Annotated in this window: 16 protein-coding genes; 6 read left to right on the top strand and 10 right to left on the bottom strand. The window is 44.6% G+C overall.

Annotated features, from left to right (window positions below):
- Positions 1 to 231: 231 nt before the first annotated feature.
- Positions 232 to 1,335: an outer membrane beta-barrel protein gene (locus tag FDP09_RS01940; RefSeq protein WP_137401045.1), complete on the top strand. Its 1,104-nt coding sequence runs from the start codon at positions 232 to 234 to the stop codon at positions 1,333 to 1,335.
- 26 nt (positions 1,336 to 1,361) lie between these two features.
- Here the strand turns inward: FDP09_RS01940 and FDP09_RS01935 are convergent, their stop codons facing one another.
- Together FDP09_RS01935 and FDP09_RS01930 are read right to left on the bottom strand one after the other, a co-directional pair.
- Entirely contained in the window at positions 1,362 to 1,742 is a 381-nt protein-coding gene (locus FDP09_RS01935) for a DUF779 domain-containing protein (protein ID WP_137401044.1), read from the bottom strand.
- A 71-nt stretch (positions 1,743 to 1,813) separates the two neighbouring features.
- Positions 1,814 to 3,343, bottom strand: a complete 1,530-nt coding sequence (locus FDP09_RS01930) for an aldehyde dehydrogenase family protein (protein WP_187328770.1) — start codon at positions 3,341 to 3,343, stop codon at positions 1,814 to 1,816.
- A gap of 164 nt (positions 3,344 to 3,507) precedes the next feature.
- On the opposite strand from FDP09_RS01930, the gene FDP09_RS01925 reads away from it, so the two are divergent.
- On the top strand, positions 3,508 to 4,431 hold the full coding sequence (locus FDP09_RS01925; protein WP_112783587.1) for a helix-turn-helix domain-containing protein: 924 nt from the start codon (positions 3,508 to 3,510) through the stop codon (positions 4,429 to 4,431).
- Positions 4,432 to 4,498: 67 nt separating this feature from the next.
- Here the strand turns inward: FDP09_RS01925 and FDP09_RS01920 are convergent, their stop codons facing one another.
- The 3 genes from FDP09_RS01920 to FDP09_RS01910 all read right to left on the bottom strand — a co-directional run bounded on the left by FDP09_RS01920 (position 4,499) and on the right by FDP09_RS01910 (position 7,237).
- Positions 4,499 to 5,017 (bottom strand): hypothetical protein, encoded by a 519-nt coding sequence (locus FDP09_RS01920; protein WP_137401042.1) that lies wholly within the window; start codon positions 5,015 to 5,017, stop codon positions 4,499 to 4,501.
- A gap of 12 nt (positions 5,018 to 5,029) precedes the next feature.
- Positions 5,030 to 6,064 (bottom strand): AAA family ATPase, encoded by a 1,035-nt coding sequence (locus FDP09_RS01915; RefSeq protein ID WP_187328769.1) that lies wholly within the window; start codon positions 6,062 to 6,064, stop codon positions 5,030 to 5,032.
- A 96-nt stretch (positions 6,065 to 6,160) separates the two neighbouring features.
- Positions 6,161 to 7,237: a Gfo/Idh/MocA family protein gene (locus FDP09_RS01910; protein ID WP_137404911.1), complete on the bottom strand. Its 1,077-nt coding sequence runs from the start codon at positions 7,235 to 7,237 to the stop codon at positions 6,161 to 6,163.
- Positions 7,238 to 7,736: 499 nt separating this feature from the next.
- On the opposite strand from FDP09_RS01910, the gene FDP09_RS01905 reads away from it, so the two are divergent.
- The 4 genes from FDP09_RS01905 (at position 7,737) to FDP09_RS01890 (ending at position 12,453) form a co-directional block, all read left to right on the top strand.
- Positions 7,737 to 7,982 (top strand): hypothetical protein, encoded by a 246-nt coding sequence (locus FDP09_RS01905; protein ID WP_137401040.1) that lies wholly within the window; start codon positions 7,737 to 7,739, stop codon positions 7,980 to 7,982.
- A 95-nt stretch (positions 7,983 to 8,077) separates the two neighbouring features.
- Entirely contained in the window at positions 8,078 to 8,419 is a 342-nt protein-coding gene (locus tag FDP09_RS01900; RefSeq protein WP_137401039.1) for a hypothetical protein, read from the top strand.
- A 451-nt stretch (positions 8,420 to 8,870) separates the two neighbouring features.
- Positions 8,871 to 10,769, top strand: a complete 1,899-nt coding sequence (gene gndA / locus FDP09_RS01895; RefSeq protein ID WP_137401038.1) for an NADP-dependent phosphogluconate dehydrogenase — start codon at positions 8,871 to 8,873, stop codon at positions 10,767 to 10,769.
- A gap of 136 nt (positions 10,770 to 10,905) precedes the next feature.
- Positions 10,906 to 12,453 carry a Ppx/GppA phosphatase family protein gene (locus FDP09_RS01890; RefSeq protein ID WP_137401037.1) on the top strand — a complete coding sequence of 516 codons (1,548 nt, stop codon included), beginning with the start codon at positions 10,906 to 10,908 and terminating at the stop codon, positions 12,451 to 12,453.
- On the opposite strand, the gene FDP09_RS01885 is transcribed toward FDP09_RS01890, so the two are convergent.
- From FDP09_RS01885 to FDP09_RS01865, 5 genes are all read right to left on the bottom strand, one after another.
- Entirely contained in the window at positions 12,425 to 13,084 is a 660-nt protein-coding gene (locus FDP09_RS01885) for a metallophosphoesterase (protein ID WP_137401036.1), read from the bottom strand. The genes FDP09_RS01890 and FDP09_RS01885 overlap by 29 nt on opposite strands.
- Positions 13,085 to 13,258: 174 nt before the next feature.
- Positions 13,259 to 13,540 (bottom strand): YciI family protein, encoded by a 282-nt coding sequence (locus tag FDP09_RS01880; RefSeq protein WP_187328768.1) that lies wholly within the window; start codon positions 13,538 to 13,540, stop codon positions 13,259 to 13,261.
- Positions 13,541 to 13,610: 70 nt separating this feature from the next.
- Positions 13,611 to 13,991 (bottom strand): DoxX family membrane protein, encoded by a 381-nt coding sequence (locus FDP09_RS01875; RefSeq protein WP_137401034.1) that lies wholly within the window; start codon positions 13,989 to 13,991, stop codon positions 13,611 to 13,613.
- A 38-nt stretch (positions 13,992 to 14,029) separates the two neighbouring features.
- Complete coding sequence (locus tag FDP09_RS01870; protein WP_137401033.1) at positions 14,030 to 15,061, bottom strand: aldo/keto reductase; 1,032 nt, start codon at positions 15,059 to 15,061, stop codon at positions 14,030 to 14,032.
- A 125-nt stretch (positions 15,062 to 15,186) separates the two neighbouring features.
- Positions 15,187 to 15,633 (bottom strand): VOC family protein, encoded by a 447-nt coding sequence (locus tag FDP09_RS01865; RefSeq protein WP_137401032.1) that lies wholly within the window; start codon positions 15,631 to 15,633, stop codon positions 15,187 to 15,189.
- Positions 15,634 to 16,449 lie beyond the last annotated feature (816 nt).

Raw genomic sequence — 16,449 nt, 5'->3', positions numbered from 1 at the left:
ATGGTATAGTTTACCTATATTACTCGATTTTTAATCTGTTTTTATAGAAAGGAAATTGTTTGCTTTGTAATCAAGTAATATTAGAAGACTTTACTATATTTTAGGGGTGAGGTCTCCTTTTCCATTGAGGGAAGGGACTCCATGACCGACGGGCGGTCAATAGCTATTTTTCAGCCTATTCTTCTTTAGAATATACGCACTCCACAAGAGAAAACCATTAATTTAAATTTTATGAAATCCATTAGAAAACAAACCGTTTTTTTGGCAGCAATGACGCTTTGCTTTTTTCACATTGCCAAGGCGCAAGAAAAGACCAGTATCTGGGGAAATTTTGACTTTTCGGGTTATATCGAAGTGTATTACGCGGCCTATTCCGATTCTTTGGGTGCCAATGTCCTGCAAGAATTTGCTACTACGGTACCACGTGACCAGCGTTTCGGTCTGAATATTGTCCAGGTTGGGATCCATTATCAAGACGAACGGATACGCGGAAACCTTACCCTGCATTACGGGGATATTCCCAAGGCCATTTGGGATCCTGATTTTCCAGTACTGCAAGAAGCTAATGTCGGGGTGAAGTTGGCCAATGAATGGTGGATTGATGCCGGATTCTTTCGTACCCATATTGGTACCGAGAGCTTTTTGCCAAAGGACAATTATACGACATCTACCACCGTGGCGAGCTATAACGAGCCTTTTTACCAAAGTGGTGTACGGATAGCTTATGAGGGGAGCGATAAGCTTGACTTCCAGTTTTGGGTGGTAAATGGCTATAACTACTTCTTGGATGCCAATAATGCCAAGTCTGTAGGCCTTTTATTTTCATATTCCCTTCGGGAAGATTTACAACTCACCTATACCAATCTCTTTGGCCGTGAATCGCTGGATGGGATTTCTCCGAAGCAATTCCGTACCTATCATAATTTGTATGTAAACTATAGCCCCTCTCCAAAAATCTACCTCACCGTCGGTGGAGATGTGGGCACACAGGGGCACTCCCAATTGGCAAAACCAGATAATGCCGCCCTGATGTACAACGCATTGGCGACGCTAAGGTACCAATTTACGGATGATTATTCGGTGACGGGAAGAGTGGAGACCTTTCAGGATCCAGATGGGTTTATCTCCGGTACGTATGAAGATAGTTTTGGCAATATGAGCGGGCTCCAACTCATGGGGTACACCCTGAGCACCGAATATAAGCCGACTTCCAACAGTTATGTCCGCTTGGAAGGTAGGTGGATCCAAGCAAAGGATGATTTAACCATATTTCATCATGACGGCCCTGCCCATGACAGGCTTGAAGGTTCTCTAAGTATGGGGATTGTCTTTTGATGAGACGTTTTACAGGTTCGGAAACATCATTGCTCCTCACCACTCTTTACAGGTTCGAGATCAGCCAGTTCTTCTTTGCTGAGCAATCTGCTTCGGATGATGAATCGCTTGCCGTAAGGTATATCCAGTGAGAAACTCGCTCCACGGCCATCGGTGACATCCAGTGTCAGATGGGTATGCTTCCAATATTCGAATTGATCTTTGGACATAAAGAAATCACACTCATGGATGTTGCCCATCCAGACGTCAGAAGCTCCTGTGCGGAAGTCGCCTTTGGCATAGCACATGGGGCTGGATCCGTCACAGCAACCACCACTCTGGTGAAACATCAGCGGACCGTGTTGTTCACGGATCTTGTCCACCAAGGCTTCTGCTTCCTTTGAGATATCTATTCGTTTATATGTCATATCGGTTGATTTTTGTAAAGAAAAAAGGAGCCATATTAAATAGCTCCTTTTGTTCATAATAAGTCAGTTAATTAAAAGAAACCGAGCTTGTTCTTGTCATAAGAAATCAGCATGTTTTTGTTTTGACGGTAATGATTGAGCATCATCAGGTGGGTTTCTCGGCCAAAGCCTGATTTTTTGTACCCGCCAAAGGGTGCGTGGGCAGGGTAGGCATGATAGCAGTTGACCCAAACACGGCCTGCTTTGATCGCACGGGGTACTTGGTAGGCTTCGTGGGCATCCCTGGTCCATACGCCAGCTCCTAATCCATAAAGCGTGTCATTGGATATCGAAATGGCGTCCTCGACATCTTTGAATGTAGTAACGGAACATACCGGGCCAAAAATTTCCTCTTGGAATACCCGCATTTTGTTATGGCCTTTTAGCAGGGTAGGCTTGACATAATAGCCATTCTCTAGGCCACTGTTCAGCTGGGCCACTCCACCACCGGTCAGTACTTCGGCTCCTTCCTGTTTTCCGATGTCGATATAGTTAAGGATTTTTTCAAACTGGTCCTTGGAAGCTTGGGCACCCATCATGGTGGTCTTGTCCAGTGGATGGCCCATTTGGATGGCCTCAACTCTGGCGACTACTTTTTCCATAAAAGCGTCATAGATTTTTTCATGTACCAAAATCCGGCTCGGACAGGTGCAAACCTCCCCTTGGTTGAGTGCAAACATCGCGGCTCCTTCCAGGCATTTGTCCAAAAATTCGTCATCGGCATCCATTACGGATGGGAAGAAGACATTGGGAGATTTGCCGCCAAGCTCCATGGTGACAGGATTGAGGTTATCGGAAGCATATTGCATGATCAGTCGCCCTGTGGTGGTTTCGCCCGTGAAGGCGACCTTGTCGAGTCGTGCTGATTGGGCAAGTGGCTTCCCCGCTTCTGGCCCAAATCCGTTGACTATATTGAGGACACCGGGCGGGATCAGGTCTCCGATGATTTCCATCAGGATCATGATAGAAGCAGGAGTCTGTTCGGCAGGTTTGACGATAGTACAGCAGCCGGCGGCCATGGCAGGGGCCATTTTCCACGTGGCCATCAACATGGGGAAATTCCATGGGATGATTTGTCCGACGATGCCGATGGGTTCTTTGACATTGATCGAAACGGTGTGCTCGTCAAGCTCTGCGATACTGCCTTCTTCGGCCCTGATCACTCCAGCGTAATACCTGAAGTGGTCGACCACCAACGCCAAGTCGGCATTGATGGTCTCTCTTACTGGTTTACCATTATCAATGGTTTCTACGGCTGCTAGGTATTCCAGTTTGTTTTCTATTCGATCTGCGATTTTGAGCATGATGTTGCTCCTCTCGGTGGCGGAGGTGCGGCTCCATGCGGGAAAAGCCTTATGGGCAGCGTCCAGTGCCAATTCGATATCAGCAGCCTTGCCACGGGCCACTTTAGTGAAGACCTGACCATCCACGGGACTGATGACATCGAAATATTCTCCGTCCACGGGAGGTACAAATTTTCCACCGATAAAATTGTCATAATGCGGTTTGAAATCAGGGCGATCCAGCAGGGTAGCTGGTTTTTCTTGGGTTATTGTACTCATGTTTATTGGTTATTTTTGGTAGAAGCATGAAGGTGGTGAATTGTCAGGATATTCTCGTTCATGATAATTTCATCTATTAGCACAATAGTCGCATTCTGGGAGAAGCCTTGGAGGCTAGGGGCTTTTTCGCTAATTTATGCTTAGAAAATCGATAAGCCCAAATCATGTTAGATGCCATAAATATTAAGGAGAAGTACAAAATCTTCAGCTCACCCACATCTGAGGTGGAGCATCGTACGGCTCATCAGGCCGATCATGCCGTTTTGAATTTATATGAGACGAGCCGCTATGCCTATAATTTTGATTTGCAATTTGATAATCCCGCGGTGGTGGCAATGATTCAGGGCAAGAAAATCATGAATTTGCGATCGGAGGCGCCATTTGAATTTTTGCCGGGGCAGTCCATCGTCATGCCGGCTTCCGAGTTGATGTATATCGATTTTCCGGAAGCGACTATAGCATCACCGACCCAATGCCTGGCGCTGGAGATCAGTGAGGGGTTTTTACGGGAAACAATGGTGTGGCTCAACGAGTATTTTCCGCGGGTGGATGATTCTTCATGGAATTGGTCAAAAGATAATTTTACCTTGCTGAACAATAAGCTTGTACAGCAAAACCTGAATTCCCTTATCCGGGTGATGGTGGACAATGATTTTGGGAAACAAATGAAAGCATCCAATACCACAAGGGAGCTGATTGCCAGTTTGATGCAAACACAGGCAAGGCACTACCTGCTTCATAATTTGGATAAATTGAGTACTAGAAACAGGCTTGCCCATGTGGTAAAATACATTCGGCAGCACTTAGAGCAACCATTGCATGTGAATCATCTGGCAAATCAGGCGTGCCTGTCAAGGGCCCAGTTTTTCAGGGCCTTTCAGCGTGAATTAGGAGAGACACCTGTCCGCTTTATCAATCGTGAGCGACTGGAGCGTGCCAAAAAAGAATTGCTGTGGAAGGGAAAAAACATTACCCAGGCCTGTTATGAAAGCGGCTTTAGCAGTGTGAATTATTTTTCGAGGGTCTTTCGTCAATTTGAAGGAATGACCCCCACTGCTTGGATAGAGCAAAAGGGTAGGGGTAAGTGAGACGTTGAAGAGAATTAAATCTTTCCTGTAAAACTTGCTAAGACTATTTGGTGAAAAGTACGATAAATTAACCTACAATATGATTAGGTATAAGATTGATTGCTCTTGAATGTTCTATTACACTATAATAATTGATGTCAAATAGTTTGGCATACGGAGTAAACTTACGTCGAAAAAGGTCGTTAATGTGGCTAATGGATGGCTTTTGAGAAGAAGTACAGTGTATGATAGATGTGAATTTTATTATTGTGTTATTATTGATCCTATCAGTAGTACACTTTTTTAATGTTTGTGAATAAGAATAGCTGTGTTTTATTGAAAGTAACATGTTTAAACTGTCAACAGCTTTTTTTACAAGGTTATCCGCCCTTGACCTTAAATTTTCTAATGGTGCTAAATTAGCTTTTGTAAAGTCCTTTAGCTCAAAGAGCCACAAAGTGTTTTGATCTTCATCAAACCAACATGCATCCATTTCCTTAAAACTATAAGCAGACAGTGCCTTGTAACCAGAGCAATCTTCAAACCTAAAAAAGTTGTTGTCCGAAAAGTTTAAGGTAATATTACTTTCTTCTATTTTTTCTGTCATTGATGGTGCCCATTATAATCCTAAATCTATTTTAGCTTCTTCATCTGACATTTTAAGAGCCTCATCTGAAATGGCATTTTCAGGAAAATCTTTGTTCAATAGGTATTCTTTAGAAGTTATTGCTTGTCCTTTTTCTCGTTCGAGTACAAAACATTTTGCGTCGATTTCATCTCGGCGAGCACATAAGTGCATTTGCTTCAGAACAAAATAATTATGAGTGGCAAGAAAAATCTGGATTCCTGATTTTGCCATTAGCATTAGCATCTCCACTAATTCTCTCGTAGCTTCAGGGTGTAAAGTTGTTTCCGGTTCATCTAGGAATAAGACAGAGTTAGAGTTAAGCTGCCTATTTCTTATTAATGTGGTGAGGATGCCGATCTTTTTCACTCCTTCCGCTGTAAGGTTAATGTGAAATTCACTATGGCCTTTTTTGAAAATAAAGTCGTCATCGATTCCTTGCTCAATTTTTCCTTCGAACAAATCCTCTAATTTCTTGTTCACACCCTTTAGCTCCACCGCTATGTTGCCTCTTTGAGTGGGGATTACCAAAGCTCTTATTAGGTCAAGGTAGGTGTCGTCAAATCCTGGCATGTGTAAATTATCCCTAGTTGCCCTTATCGCTTTGAGAGGTGTTAGCACTTCCTTTGCGGGAATGAACAGACATCTGAAATTTGTGGAAATAGGGTTTATTTTGTCTCGACAATCAATAATGTTTTTGGTCGTACTATCTCCGAAGGAAAAGTAAAGTCTATCATTATAAGATAGTTTAGTGTGAGAAAACTCCATATCAACAGATAGCTTCCCTCTTTCATGTTTGCTGACAAGTTCGCCTAATCCTTTTTTTCCAGGTTGAAAAGTGTTGGAAAGCTTTTCTGATATTACCTTTTTGAAACTAATATCTTCAGTTTCGTTTTTTCTACTATATGTATCGACTCCTTTTGTGGAAGCGTATAATAATTTCAGTAAACCTGTTTTACCAGTATCATTTTTCCCAATTAAAACATTGATAGGAGCAAATTCTTTAGCCTTAAACTGAGAATAGCCCATGAAATTAATTATAGATATGGATTTTATCATGTTATTTTTCGAGATTGGTGAGTGCTTCACAGACATGAAGATAAATAAATTATTAGGAATTTCTCCTTAATTGATCTCCACTATTTCCCCTGTTTTTACCGACTCATCACATGCGAAAGCTACTTTGAGGCTGTTAATGGCATCTTCCAAGTGTTGGCCAAGGTCAATGTCGCTTTGGATGGCTTTCAGAAAGTAAGCCTGCTCCCGCTGGCAAAGGGCATTGTGGTCGGGTTCATCGGCTGTTTCTACCCATTCGTCAGGTTTGGTAAATTCATTTGCTGCATTGATGTCTGCGTGGTGGATCTTGATGGATTCTGTTTTGGTATGATCATCCACCGAATCAGATTTGCCACTACCGCCAGCCTCTTTGGCGACGATGGATGCAGCACCTTTAGGGCCGAAGACGTCTTTTACAAAGAAGGCTGTTTCACTGATCATGGGACCCCAGCCTGCTTCATACCATCCGACTGATCCATCTTCAAAAGTAATTTGCAATTGGCCATAGTTATAATTGTCATGCGGGATATCATCGGTCAGCCGGACGCCGATGGCGCTGACTTTTTCGGGTTTGGATTGTGTCATTTGGCACATTACATCGATATAGTGGACGCCACAATCCACAATGGGGCTAAGGCTCTTCATGAGGTTTCGGTGCACGTCCCACATGCGGCCATGACTCTGTTGGTTAAGGTTCATGCGCATGACCAGTGGCTTGCCGAGGGTCTGGGCGATTTCTATAAACTTTATCCAAGAAGGGTGGTGGCGAAGGATGTACCCCACCACTACTTTTTTATTTGCTGCTTGGGCAGCTTGGACAATCCGTTCTGACCCTGCTACGGTGTCTGCCAAAGGCTTTTCGATAAATACATGGCAACCTGCATCCAGGGCCATTAGGGCATATTCTTCATGTGTGTCAGGGTAAGTGGAAATGCATACAGCATCAGGCTTGCACGCTTCCAGTGCTTTTTCATAACTGGAGAAAAGTGGGTAGTCTGCGCCCAATTTACTATTTAGCTCATTCTTGCTGTCTCCGCGGGCTACCAATCCGCAGATTTCGAAGCCATCCATTTGGTGATAAGCCAGTGCATGGGAAGCGCCCATATTGCCACAGCCGACTACTAATATTTTTATGGGTGAGGTCATCATTTAGTTCATTTTAAGTAATGTCCAAATATACTAAATCGATAAAGTTTTTTCATTTTGATAACAGGTAATCTCTGGGCGAACGCATTTGAAAAAATATCCTAGTTTGAATATATATCTGCCGTTGCTATGGAATTTAGCTTCCTATGCTTTATTAGACTTTCCTACTTTTTCTATTGATGAAAAAGTAGGCAAAAAATCTAGGCCATGGAGCCTCCTTCACATTAAGTGGCTGGGTTTACGAGTACGGTTTCGTTTGTCTTAATTTGATTTTGTGCCAGTTACAGTGGGCTAAAAATGAGTGGATCTCGCTTGTCCACTGCGCGAGCTAACTCATTTTCTTAACGCCCCCATCAACTGTTCCAAAACCGAAAGCTCCAAAGGCCGAATAATGGGCTCATATCTAAGCGGTTGATTTTGAAGTAGTTTTAGGCAGCGATAGATAGGCTTATGCATGTTCCGGGATCAATGCCGTTTAATTAGTGTGTATCTGAAAAATATGGGTTCTATATTTTTTCCTTGGGCAGTTATTTTTCTAGCTAAATTCCTTGGTGGTTTTCATCCCTTTACCTTTGTTACTTTTTTGCTTCAGGTCAAAAAAGTAACCAAAAAAACCCGCCGCTACGCCACGGCGCACAGGTGTGCATCTATTGGCCTAAAATTAAAACCTCCCCTCATGCAGGCAAACTCCTCCTGTCTAAAGCCAGGTAAACCTTCTTTAGCAGCCAACATTCTTTTTGGCTAGTATTTCGTCAAACAAGCCTGCCTTCTTGCCCGCCCGCTTTTTAATTTCTTAACGTCCAATACCTGCAAGGCGAATTCAGTTAATAAGTCTCAAAAATGTACCGCTTCCTTTTGACGGCCCTTGGTATGCCTGTTTTCCGGCCAATGGTGCAGGCCGTTAAGAAAGGGAGTTGGCTCGCGTCGTGGAACAGCGAGCCCCACTCACTTTTAGGTCGTAGCCATCGGGTGGAAATTAAAATGGGTGACGGATCCACGTCGCAGGGGAAATCCATGTCCCATTTTAAAAGGCATACCACCGGCCTAGATTTTTTTCTTTCTTTTTTCATCAATAGCCTGCCCCGAAGGCTTTCGGGGGAAAAAAGGAAAAGGATAAAATCCACCAAAATGGCCAAAGCCATACAGTTAAAGTCAAATAGAAAAGAAACTCCTAGCAGGTGAAAACAGGGAAATGGCCTTAACTAAACGGCATTGATTCCGGGTTTAATGCGTTTGCCCTGCAGGTAATCTGATTATCCGCTTTCATGGCAGTAATAAAGTTTCTCACGGATTTTTCGGATTGTCACAGATAAACCGGGATAAAGAATCAAAAAAAAACTGTGCTCATCCCTGCAATCCATGAGACATTCTTCTTATGTAAACCGTTTACTGGCAACAGTGCGGGGCTACCTAGCCGGTAATCTAAGCGTCATATAGGAGGAATTGGGGATGGGGAGCAATGCTTGGTCAGGGAGGTTTTGCGCCGCTAAAAAGGGGAGCCTTTCATTTTGTGACATTTTCGGTGCAGGTTTATAATAATAATTTTTCCGGCATCTTATTTAAAGACCCAAAAAGCTTCAATTTTTAAGCATAGAGGGTACTACTATTTTGAAATTATTCCATAAATTAAAGCATGATTATTTTGTTAATGGGAGTATCCGGAAGTGGAAAAACTACAATTGGCAGGATGCTCAGCAAAAAGGCTGGCCTTCCCTTTTACGATGCCGATGATTTTCATCCGAAAAAGAACGTTGAAAAAATGCAAAAGGGACTTCCTCTGGATGATGAAGATCGTACGCCCTGGTTGGAGAAATTGTCCGATGAGATGGTGGATTGGGAGGAAAACGGAGGAGCCGTGCTGGCCTGCTCGGCATTGAAAGTGGATTACCGGAAGATTTTGCGAAGAAATGGGGTGCAGATCCATTGGTTTTTTTTGAAGGGAGATGAAGCGTTGATTGCTGATCGCATGCAACAGCGCGAAGGGCATTATATGCCAGTGACTTTGCTTAGTTCCCAGCTGGAGACCTTGGAGCTTCCCCGCCACGCGACGACTATTGCTATAGACCAAACACCTGAAAAAATAGTAGAAGACATTATGAGCGACTTAAAAAACAACAAAGCAGTTTCCTCCTTTGGGATCATCGGTATGGGCGTTATGGGCAGCAGTCTTGCCCTTAACCTGGCCGAGAAAAACGTCAAGATCAGCGTGTATAACCGTACCCTCCAAGGTGTGGAGGAAGATGTGGCCAAGAAGCTGGTAGAGGCCCACCCAGAAGTAAAGGGGATTTTGCCTTTTGATAAACTGGATGAATTTGTGGAATCCTTGGAGCAGCCCCGGAAGATTCTCATGATGATTCCTGCCGGGCAGATTGTGGATCAACAAATTGCACGGCTACTGACCTTTGTGGATAAGGGAGATGTGATCATCGATGGCGGCAATTCCTTTTTTGAGGACAGTGCCAAGCGGCAGCAGTACCTGCAAGGTTACGGGATTCACTTTGTGGGGATGGGAATCTCAGGAGGTCGGGATGGTGCCCGCAAAGGCCCCTCTCTTATGCCTGGCGGTTCCCCAGAGGGATTTGATTTGATCGGTCCGTTTATTGAAAAAATCGCAGGTAAAGATCCGAATGGTAAACCTTGCCTGCACTATGTAGGGCCTGACGGTGCCGGGCATTTTATCAAGATGGTACATAATAGTATAGAGTATGGTGAGATGCAGGTGTTGGCAGAGATCTATGCTTTTATGCGAAAAGGACTTGGGATATCCGTAAGTGAAATCGTGAAGACCTTCCAAAAGTGGAGCAATCAAGGTTCGGGCAGTTACTTGATGGATGCTACGTTGGCGATATTGACCGCTGAGAAGGATGGCGAGCTGCTATTGGATAATATCCTGGATGTGGCCGGACAGACGGGTACCGGAGGTTGGGCGGTAAGTACAGCTGCCAAATATGGTGTGCCCTATGCCCCTTTGACAGCCGCTGTGACTGCCAGACTAATCTCCACCCATAAGGAGGTGAGGGGTTCCATGTCACAGACCTATCCACGCCAAGCAGAAAAAATCGACCAAAAAGAAATACTGGGAGCCCTGAAAGGAGCTTACCAAATGGCACGGTTGGTCAATCACGAAATTGGGTTTAGCTTGATCAAGAAAGTAGGAACAGCCGAAAACTGGGGACTCAATTTGAGCGAGATAGCCCGTTGCTGGACAAATGGGTCCATCATCCAATCCAGTTTGATGGAAAAACTCTCTGGCGTTTTTAAATCTTCCGATTGCCTAATGGCTTCTGCGGTGCTTAAAGAGCGGTTTGAGAAAGATTCCAAGGATTTGGCAGAAGTAGTTGGAGCAGGGCTCAAGGCGGGGGTGGCCATGCCCGTGATGTCGGCAGCCATTAATTATTTTTATGGAATGAGCACCGGTCAGTCTGCGGCCAATCTCGTTCAGGCATTGAGGGATTGTTTTGGAGAGCATGGCTATCGCTTGACCGACGATGCTTCTGGAAAAGTACACCGTAACAAGTGGATGAAGAAGTAGGGGGAAACCATGAATCAGGAGAATATATGAGATAAATATGTAAAATTGAGTGTGGTGGAAAACCTAAACTCGAGAAGTTGTCCCTGTTGTTTTCCATGTCCAAAACCTGAGTGACCCAATAACCAAATAACTTTCGATGAAATTAGCAGCAATAGATATCGGTACCAATTCCATTCATTTGGTCATCGCGGAAGTAACAAAGCGTCAGAACATCAATGTATTGATCGATGAAAAAGAAATGGTCAAGCTGGGAGTGGGCGTTTTTGCTACCAATCGGCTTTCCCAAGAGGCTTTTGACCGTGGCATAGAAGTGATAAAGCGTTATGTTCAGTTGGCCGATCAATATGGCGTAGATGACATTATCACTGCAGCTACCAGTGCCACACGTGAGGCCAAGAATGGCGGTGAGTTCTTGGGGCGTTTGGCAGAAGAAACCGGGCTGACCCCCAAGGTAATCAGTGGTAATGAAGAGGCCCGTTTGATTTTTTTGGCCGTAAGAAGGGCAATAGCCTTTGGGGATGAGAAAGTCCTTGTCTTGGATATTGGCGGAGGGTCCACAGAGGCCACCGTAGGAGATCAGGAAGAAATATTCTTCAAAAAAAGCATCAAGCTCGGGGTGCTGCGATTACTGGATATGGCAGGTCAGAAAGATACCTTGGAGAAAGAAGATGTTGAGGAATTGACCCATCATATTAACCTGGCTGCAGAGGAAATCATGAAAAAGGCAGTGGAGGCAGGGTTCACCAAGGTGATCGGCACCTCCGGTACCATCAGGACATTGGGTGAGGCGGCGCACCTTGCCGGCAAAGGGACTTCCCTTGCCACGGTCAATGCGGAGGTAGTTACCACCGAAGAGCTGAAAAAACTATCCGAAAAGTTATTGGGAATGCCGCCAAAGAAACGTGAGAAGGTTCCGGGTATTAGTGCCAATAGGGTGGACGCCATCCATTTGGGAAGTTTGCTGTTGGTGAGATTGCTGGAGATGGCCAACGCCACTGAAATCACATTGTGTGATGCCTCGCTGCGTGAGGGGCTGATCTTGGGTTATCTTGGTAGCATGGGCAAAACCCCTTCGGTGCTCTATCCGGAAGAGGATCTCCGGTTCCGTAGCGTGATGAATTTGGCGTTAAAGTATAAAAGTGATGTGGAGCAAAAGAAGCACATTTCCTACCTTGCACTGAAACTTTTTGACCAACTAAAGCCCTTGCACGGATTGGAAGAATATGGTCGGGATCTCTTGGACTTTGCCAGTTTTGTCTTTGAGGTTGGCCACTTTATAGGCTATCCAAAATACCATAAGCATTCCCGCTACATCATTGAGCACAGCCGCTTGAGGGGATTTACAAATGAAGAAGTCACTTTGCTAGGGGTGATCGTCCGCTACCACCGAAAATCCGGTCCCCGGAAAAAGCATAAACGCTACAAGAAGCTGTCCAAGGCACAACGCAAGATGATCCATGTAGTGGCCGGAATCCTCCGTGTGGCCATCGGCCTGGACAAGACCAAAAACCAATGGGTGGAAGGACTTCGCTGTGATATCAGTGACAAAAAAGTAAGCATTGTTTTGCATGGGGAAGAAAACCCTGACTTGGAAATTTGGGAGGCTATGCGGAACTGTTTTGTGCTAGAAGATGCCTTGGATAGGAAAATTCTCGTTAAGGCTGAATATCCCGTTCATCCGTAGGTACATTGATTTCCTCGATATAGTTGCCGTTTTCCTGTAGCTTCAGTCCGGTTAGGCAGATGCCTCGGTAGGCTCCCGTGTCGATGTTCCAGTGTTGGCTGGCCGTGGTGAAGCTGGCCCGGCCGTTTTGCTGAGGTGTGTGGCCAATTACTTGAAGTTTAGGGAGCTTCTTTAGCCTTTTTCTGTTCCAAAGGATACCGTCAGGAGAATGGACATCGTAAGGGGTCAGGGTGGTTTTACCAATGCCCGCATGTGTGGCCAGTAGATTGGGACTTTCCCATTTTAGTGGAGTGTTTCTGAGCCAGTGGAGCATGCTTTCTATCGGGATATCCTTGGCTACGAACTGCTGCAGGGTTTTTTGTCCTCCATTAAAGAGCCAACTGCCACCGATTTTCCCATTCTCGATATGATCAATCATCATCTGTTCGTGGTTTCCCCGTAAGAAAACCGTGTTCCCAAGGTGCTTTTCATGTAAACTTTGCGCCAGTTGGAGCACCTCTACTGAATAGTTCCCCCGGTCGATCAGGTCACCGACCTGGATCAGCATTTCCTTTGATGGATCCCAGTGTTCCAGTAGTTTTTGGAAGGTATGATAACATCCATGAACGTCTCCCACTATAAAGAGCTGCATAGCTTAGGTTTTATATAAACATGATAAAGTGATTTGCTAGGTTATTCTTTCGTACAGGGTTTCTAAAACCTTAATTTAATCAATTCACAGCAGGTAAATGTCTAATATGGAAAATATTTTTTGGTGCAAAAATTTCGTAAATATCATTGGTTGAGGCTTGTGGGAATTATTGACTTATTTTTGATGGCCAATTACCACATTCCAGGAATGAATTTCATGGGATAGAATTAATCCATTTTGAACGTAAGGGTCTTCTTTTATGAACGCTTGGATGGGTGCTTCATCCTTGCAATGAAATACAATCACGGCCCTCTCTGCGGGTGGTTCCAAGGCTCCGGCCATGACTATCAGGCCTTTTTGATGATATGCTCTTACATGGCTAAGATGGGCCTCCCGGAAGGGAAGACGAAGGCGGTAATAATCGGGTGCAGTACGGTAAGTAAGCAAATAATACATGGGCATGGACAGTATATTGAATAAGTGCTTTTTAGGATCAAGGCAATTAGGAGATACTGTAAAATATAGACTAATGCTTGGCCATGGGCAGGTATTTGTGCCAATTTTCGGCAATCGCCCACAGGTCAATGGCCAGGACGATAAGCGCGATAATCATCCCTTCAGGGGCATATATGCCATGGTGTAAATTGATCCCAATGACTATGGGGAAGAGCATAATGGCGCCTAAAGCCCGGAATTTTGGAATGGCGAAAAGCACTCCGCCGACGATTTCACCAAAGCCAATCAGTGGAAACAGCCACCCTATTTTCATAAAGGCGCCCATCACTTCCATGATTTCTTCTGGCATGTCCTCTGGCATGGGCATATAATGGAAGAATTTGTCCAGGCCGGAATTGACCATAAGCAGGGCAAATAAAATGGCGACGACGTTTAGGATTTTGTGTCTCATAGTGGTTTATTTTGAGTTATTGATGGATTTAGGTGTGCTCATTTTTTAGGGTTTCGGTATTCACTTTGGCGCTCGACCATCCATCCGGGATAGAGAGATGGCAGCGGGCTGATTTCGTTGATTTTTCCGAGGTCTTCATTGCTTAAAGTCAGCTTGGTGGATTCGATGTTGGATGTTAACTGATCTTGGTTTTTTGCCCCGATGATGGTACTGGTAATGCCCTGCTGCTGTCGTACCCAAGCCAATGCCACTTGGGCTACACTTGCTCCGTGGGATTTACTGATTTCCGCCATCACATCCACCAGGTCATACGCTTTTTCCTTATCGATGGGAGGAAAGTCAAAATTTGCCCTTCTGGCATTATCGGATTGGCTGCCTTTGCGGGTAAATTTCCCGGTAAGAAACCCTCCGGACAGTGGACTCCACGGGAAAATGGCCAGCTGATGTGCCTCAGCCATGGGGACCAGTTCGTGCTCAATGTCTCTGGTTGCAGCAGAATAATGATACTGGAGGCCAATAAACTTGTGCCAACCGTTATAGTGTGCGATGGCCTGTGCCTGTGCCACCATCCAGGCAGGCCAGTTGCAGATGGCCACATAGCGAACCTTGCCGCTATCCACGATATCGTTCAGCGAGCGGACGATTTCTTCAATAGAGGTGGCTGGATCCACACCATGAACATATAGAATGTCAATAAAGTCTAGCTGAAGGCGATGAAGGCTTGCTTCGACGGAGTTGAAAATATGATATCGGGAGAGACCGGCACTATTGGGATGCTCGCTCATCTTACCCATTACTTTGGTGGCAATGACCACTTCGTCACGGGGGATGGCGAGGTCCTTCAGGCCCTGGCCCAAAAGCTGCTCCGATTGGCCAAAAGAATAGACATTAGCGGTATCGATGAAGTTGATCCCCGCATCGATGACCGCTCGAAGCATTTGGTTTACCTCTTTTTGCTGCAGCTGCCCGATCTGTGTCCACATCCCGGCATCTTGCCCACCAAATGTCATGGTGCCGAAGCAAAGTTCAGATACCATTAGTCCTGTGTTACCTACATGGTTATATTTCATGATTTGATGAAATTAGGTGAAAATTATAAAAATGTCACAATAGATTAGAAATCGATCTACTCTTGCGATAGGTAACAAATTTCATAGTGTCCCTGTTCCAGCATGTAGGACTTAGGTTGTTTAGGTTAAGGGGCAGGTTTTTCACCGCAGTTAAACATCCACTGGATACCAAACTTATCAAAGCAGCTTCCGAAGTAGTCTCCCCAAAACATTTCTTGGGGTTCCATGGTAACCTGTCCACCTTCAGACAAGGCATCAAAGAGTCGTTTGGTTTCTTTTCTGGTATCAGGCTGTAAGTTGATACTTATGTTGTTGCCCTTGTTCAGTTTATACCCCATGGAGTCTGTGCAGTCTGTTCCCATAAGGCTGTGGATGCCCAGGATTTTTAGTTCCACGTGCATCACGAGATTTTTGTCTTCATCAGCGAGGGCAGGGCTGCCTTCTTGCGGTGGTACGTCTCCCATGCGCATTATCCCGTCCCCGAAAAATTCCCCGCCGAATACGGATTTGTAAAAGAGAAATGCCGCTTCGGTGTTCCTTTCAAAATTCAAATAAGTGCTTACTGCTGCCATTGTGTTTTTGGTTTAATTGATTATTAACCAAATTTCCATAATACAACGCAATTATTGGTGGTGCTTTTGCGACAGTTTAAGGGGGGGAGAATACCGTCTGGTGAAGTGTCAGCGATTTTTTTGTTATTTCAGAATGATCAGTAATATAGGCAATGCCGTTTAGTTAGTGTGTATCTGGAAAATATGGGTTCTATATTTTTTTCCTTGGGCAGTTATTTTTCTAGCTAAATTTCTAGGTGGTTTTCATCCGTTTACCTTTGTTACTTTTTTGCTTCAGGTCAAAAAAGTAACCAAAAAACCCCGCCGCTACGCCACGGCGCACAGGTGTGCAGCTATTGGCCTAAAATTAAAACCTTCCCTCATTCAGGCAAACTTCTCCTGTTTAAAGCCAAGCAGGCCTATCTAAAGCCAGGTAAACCTTCTTTAGCTGCCAACATTCTTTTTGGTAAGCCTTTCGTCAAACAAGCCTGCCTTCTTGCCCACCCGCTATTTAATTTATTAACGCCCAATACCTGCAAGGCGGATCCGATTAATAAGTTTCTTATGGATAAATTAACATCATTATTCCATGTAGTGGTATATTTTCTTAAGTAACCACCGGCCTAGATTTTTTTCTTTCTTTTTTCATCAATGGAAAAAAGGAAAAGGATAAAACCCATCAAGATGATCAGGTTTCCCCAGCCAAAGTCAATCAAAAAAAGGACTTTTAGGTATATGAAAAGAAGGAAATCCTCTTAACTAAACGACATCGGTAATATAGGTATAAAGGCGTGCTTATTTATGAGATTGAAGAAGGCAAGATTTTGGCAATTAAAT

It is taken from the genome of Echinicola rosea (genome assembly GCF_005281475.1).
Lineage (GTDB): Bacteria > Bacteroidota > Bacteroidia > Cytophagales > Cyclobacteriaceae > Echinicola > Echinicola rosea.
Note: the sequence above shows the minus strand (reverse complement) of the source record. Positions and strands in the feature narration are given on the sequence as shown.

Coding starts and splice junctions, on each gene's coding strand:
- FDP09_RS01880 (WP_187328768.1), bottom strand. CDS start 13,540: ATGTATTATTTGCTTACTTACCGTACTGCACCCGATTATTACCGCCTT.
- FDP09_RS01925 (WP_112783587.1), top strand. CDS start 3,508: ATGTTAGATGCCATAAATATTAAGGAGAAGTACAAAATCTTCAGCTCA.
- FDP09_RS01910 (WP_137404911.1), bottom strand. CDS start 7,237: ATGACCTCACCCATAAAAATATTAGTAGTCGGCTGTGGCAATATGGGC.
- FDP09_RS01865 (WP_137401032.1), bottom strand. CDS start 15,633: ATGGCAGCAGTAAGCACTTATTTGAATTTTGAAAGGAACACCGAAGCG.
- FDP09_RS01905 (WP_137401040.1), top strand. CDS start 7,737: ATGGGTTCTATATTTTTTCCTTGGGCAGTTATTTTTCTAGCTAAATTC.
- FDP09_RS01890 (WP_137401037.1), top strand. CDS start 10,906: ATGAAATTAGCAGCAATAGATATCGGTACCAATTCCATTCATTTGGTC.
- FDP09_RS01870 (WP_137401033.1), bottom strand. CDS start 15,061: ATGAAATATAACCATGTAGGTAACACAGGACTAATGGTATCTGAACTT.
- FDP09_RS01900 (WP_137401039.1), top strand. CDS start 8,078: ATGTACCGCTTCCTTTTGACGGCCCTTGGTATGCCTGTTTTCCGGCCA.
- FDP09_RS01915 (WP_187328769.1), bottom strand. CDS start 6,064: ATGGGCTATTCTCAGTTTAAGGCTAAAGAATTTGCTCCTATCAATGTT.
- FDP09_RS01930 (WP_187328770.1), bottom strand. CDS start 3,343: ATGAGTACAATAACCCAAGAAAAACCAGCTACCCTGCTGGATCGCCCT.
- FDP09_RS01935 (WP_137401044.1), bottom strand. CDS start 1,742: ATGACATATAAACGAATAGATATCTCAAAGGAAGCAGAAGCCTTGGTG.
- FDP09_RS01920 (WP_137401042.1), bottom strand. CDS start 5,017: ATGACAGAAAAAATAGAAGAAAGTAATATTACCTTAAACTTTTCGGAC.
- FDP09_RS01875 (WP_137401034.1), bottom strand. CDS start 13,991: ATGAGACACAAAATCCTAAACGTCGTCGCCATTTTATTTGCCCTGCTT.
- FDP09_RS01885 (WP_137401036.1), bottom strand. CDS start 13,084: ATGCAGCTCTTTATAGTGGGAGACGTTCATGGATGTTATCATACCTTC.
- gndA (WP_137401038.1), top strand. CDS start 8,871: ATGATTATTTTGTTAATGGGAGTATCCGGAAGTGGAAAAACTACAATT.
- FDP09_RS01940 (WP_137401045.1), top strand. CDS start 232: ATGAAATCCATTAGAAAACAAACCGTTTTTTTGGCAGCAATGACGCTT.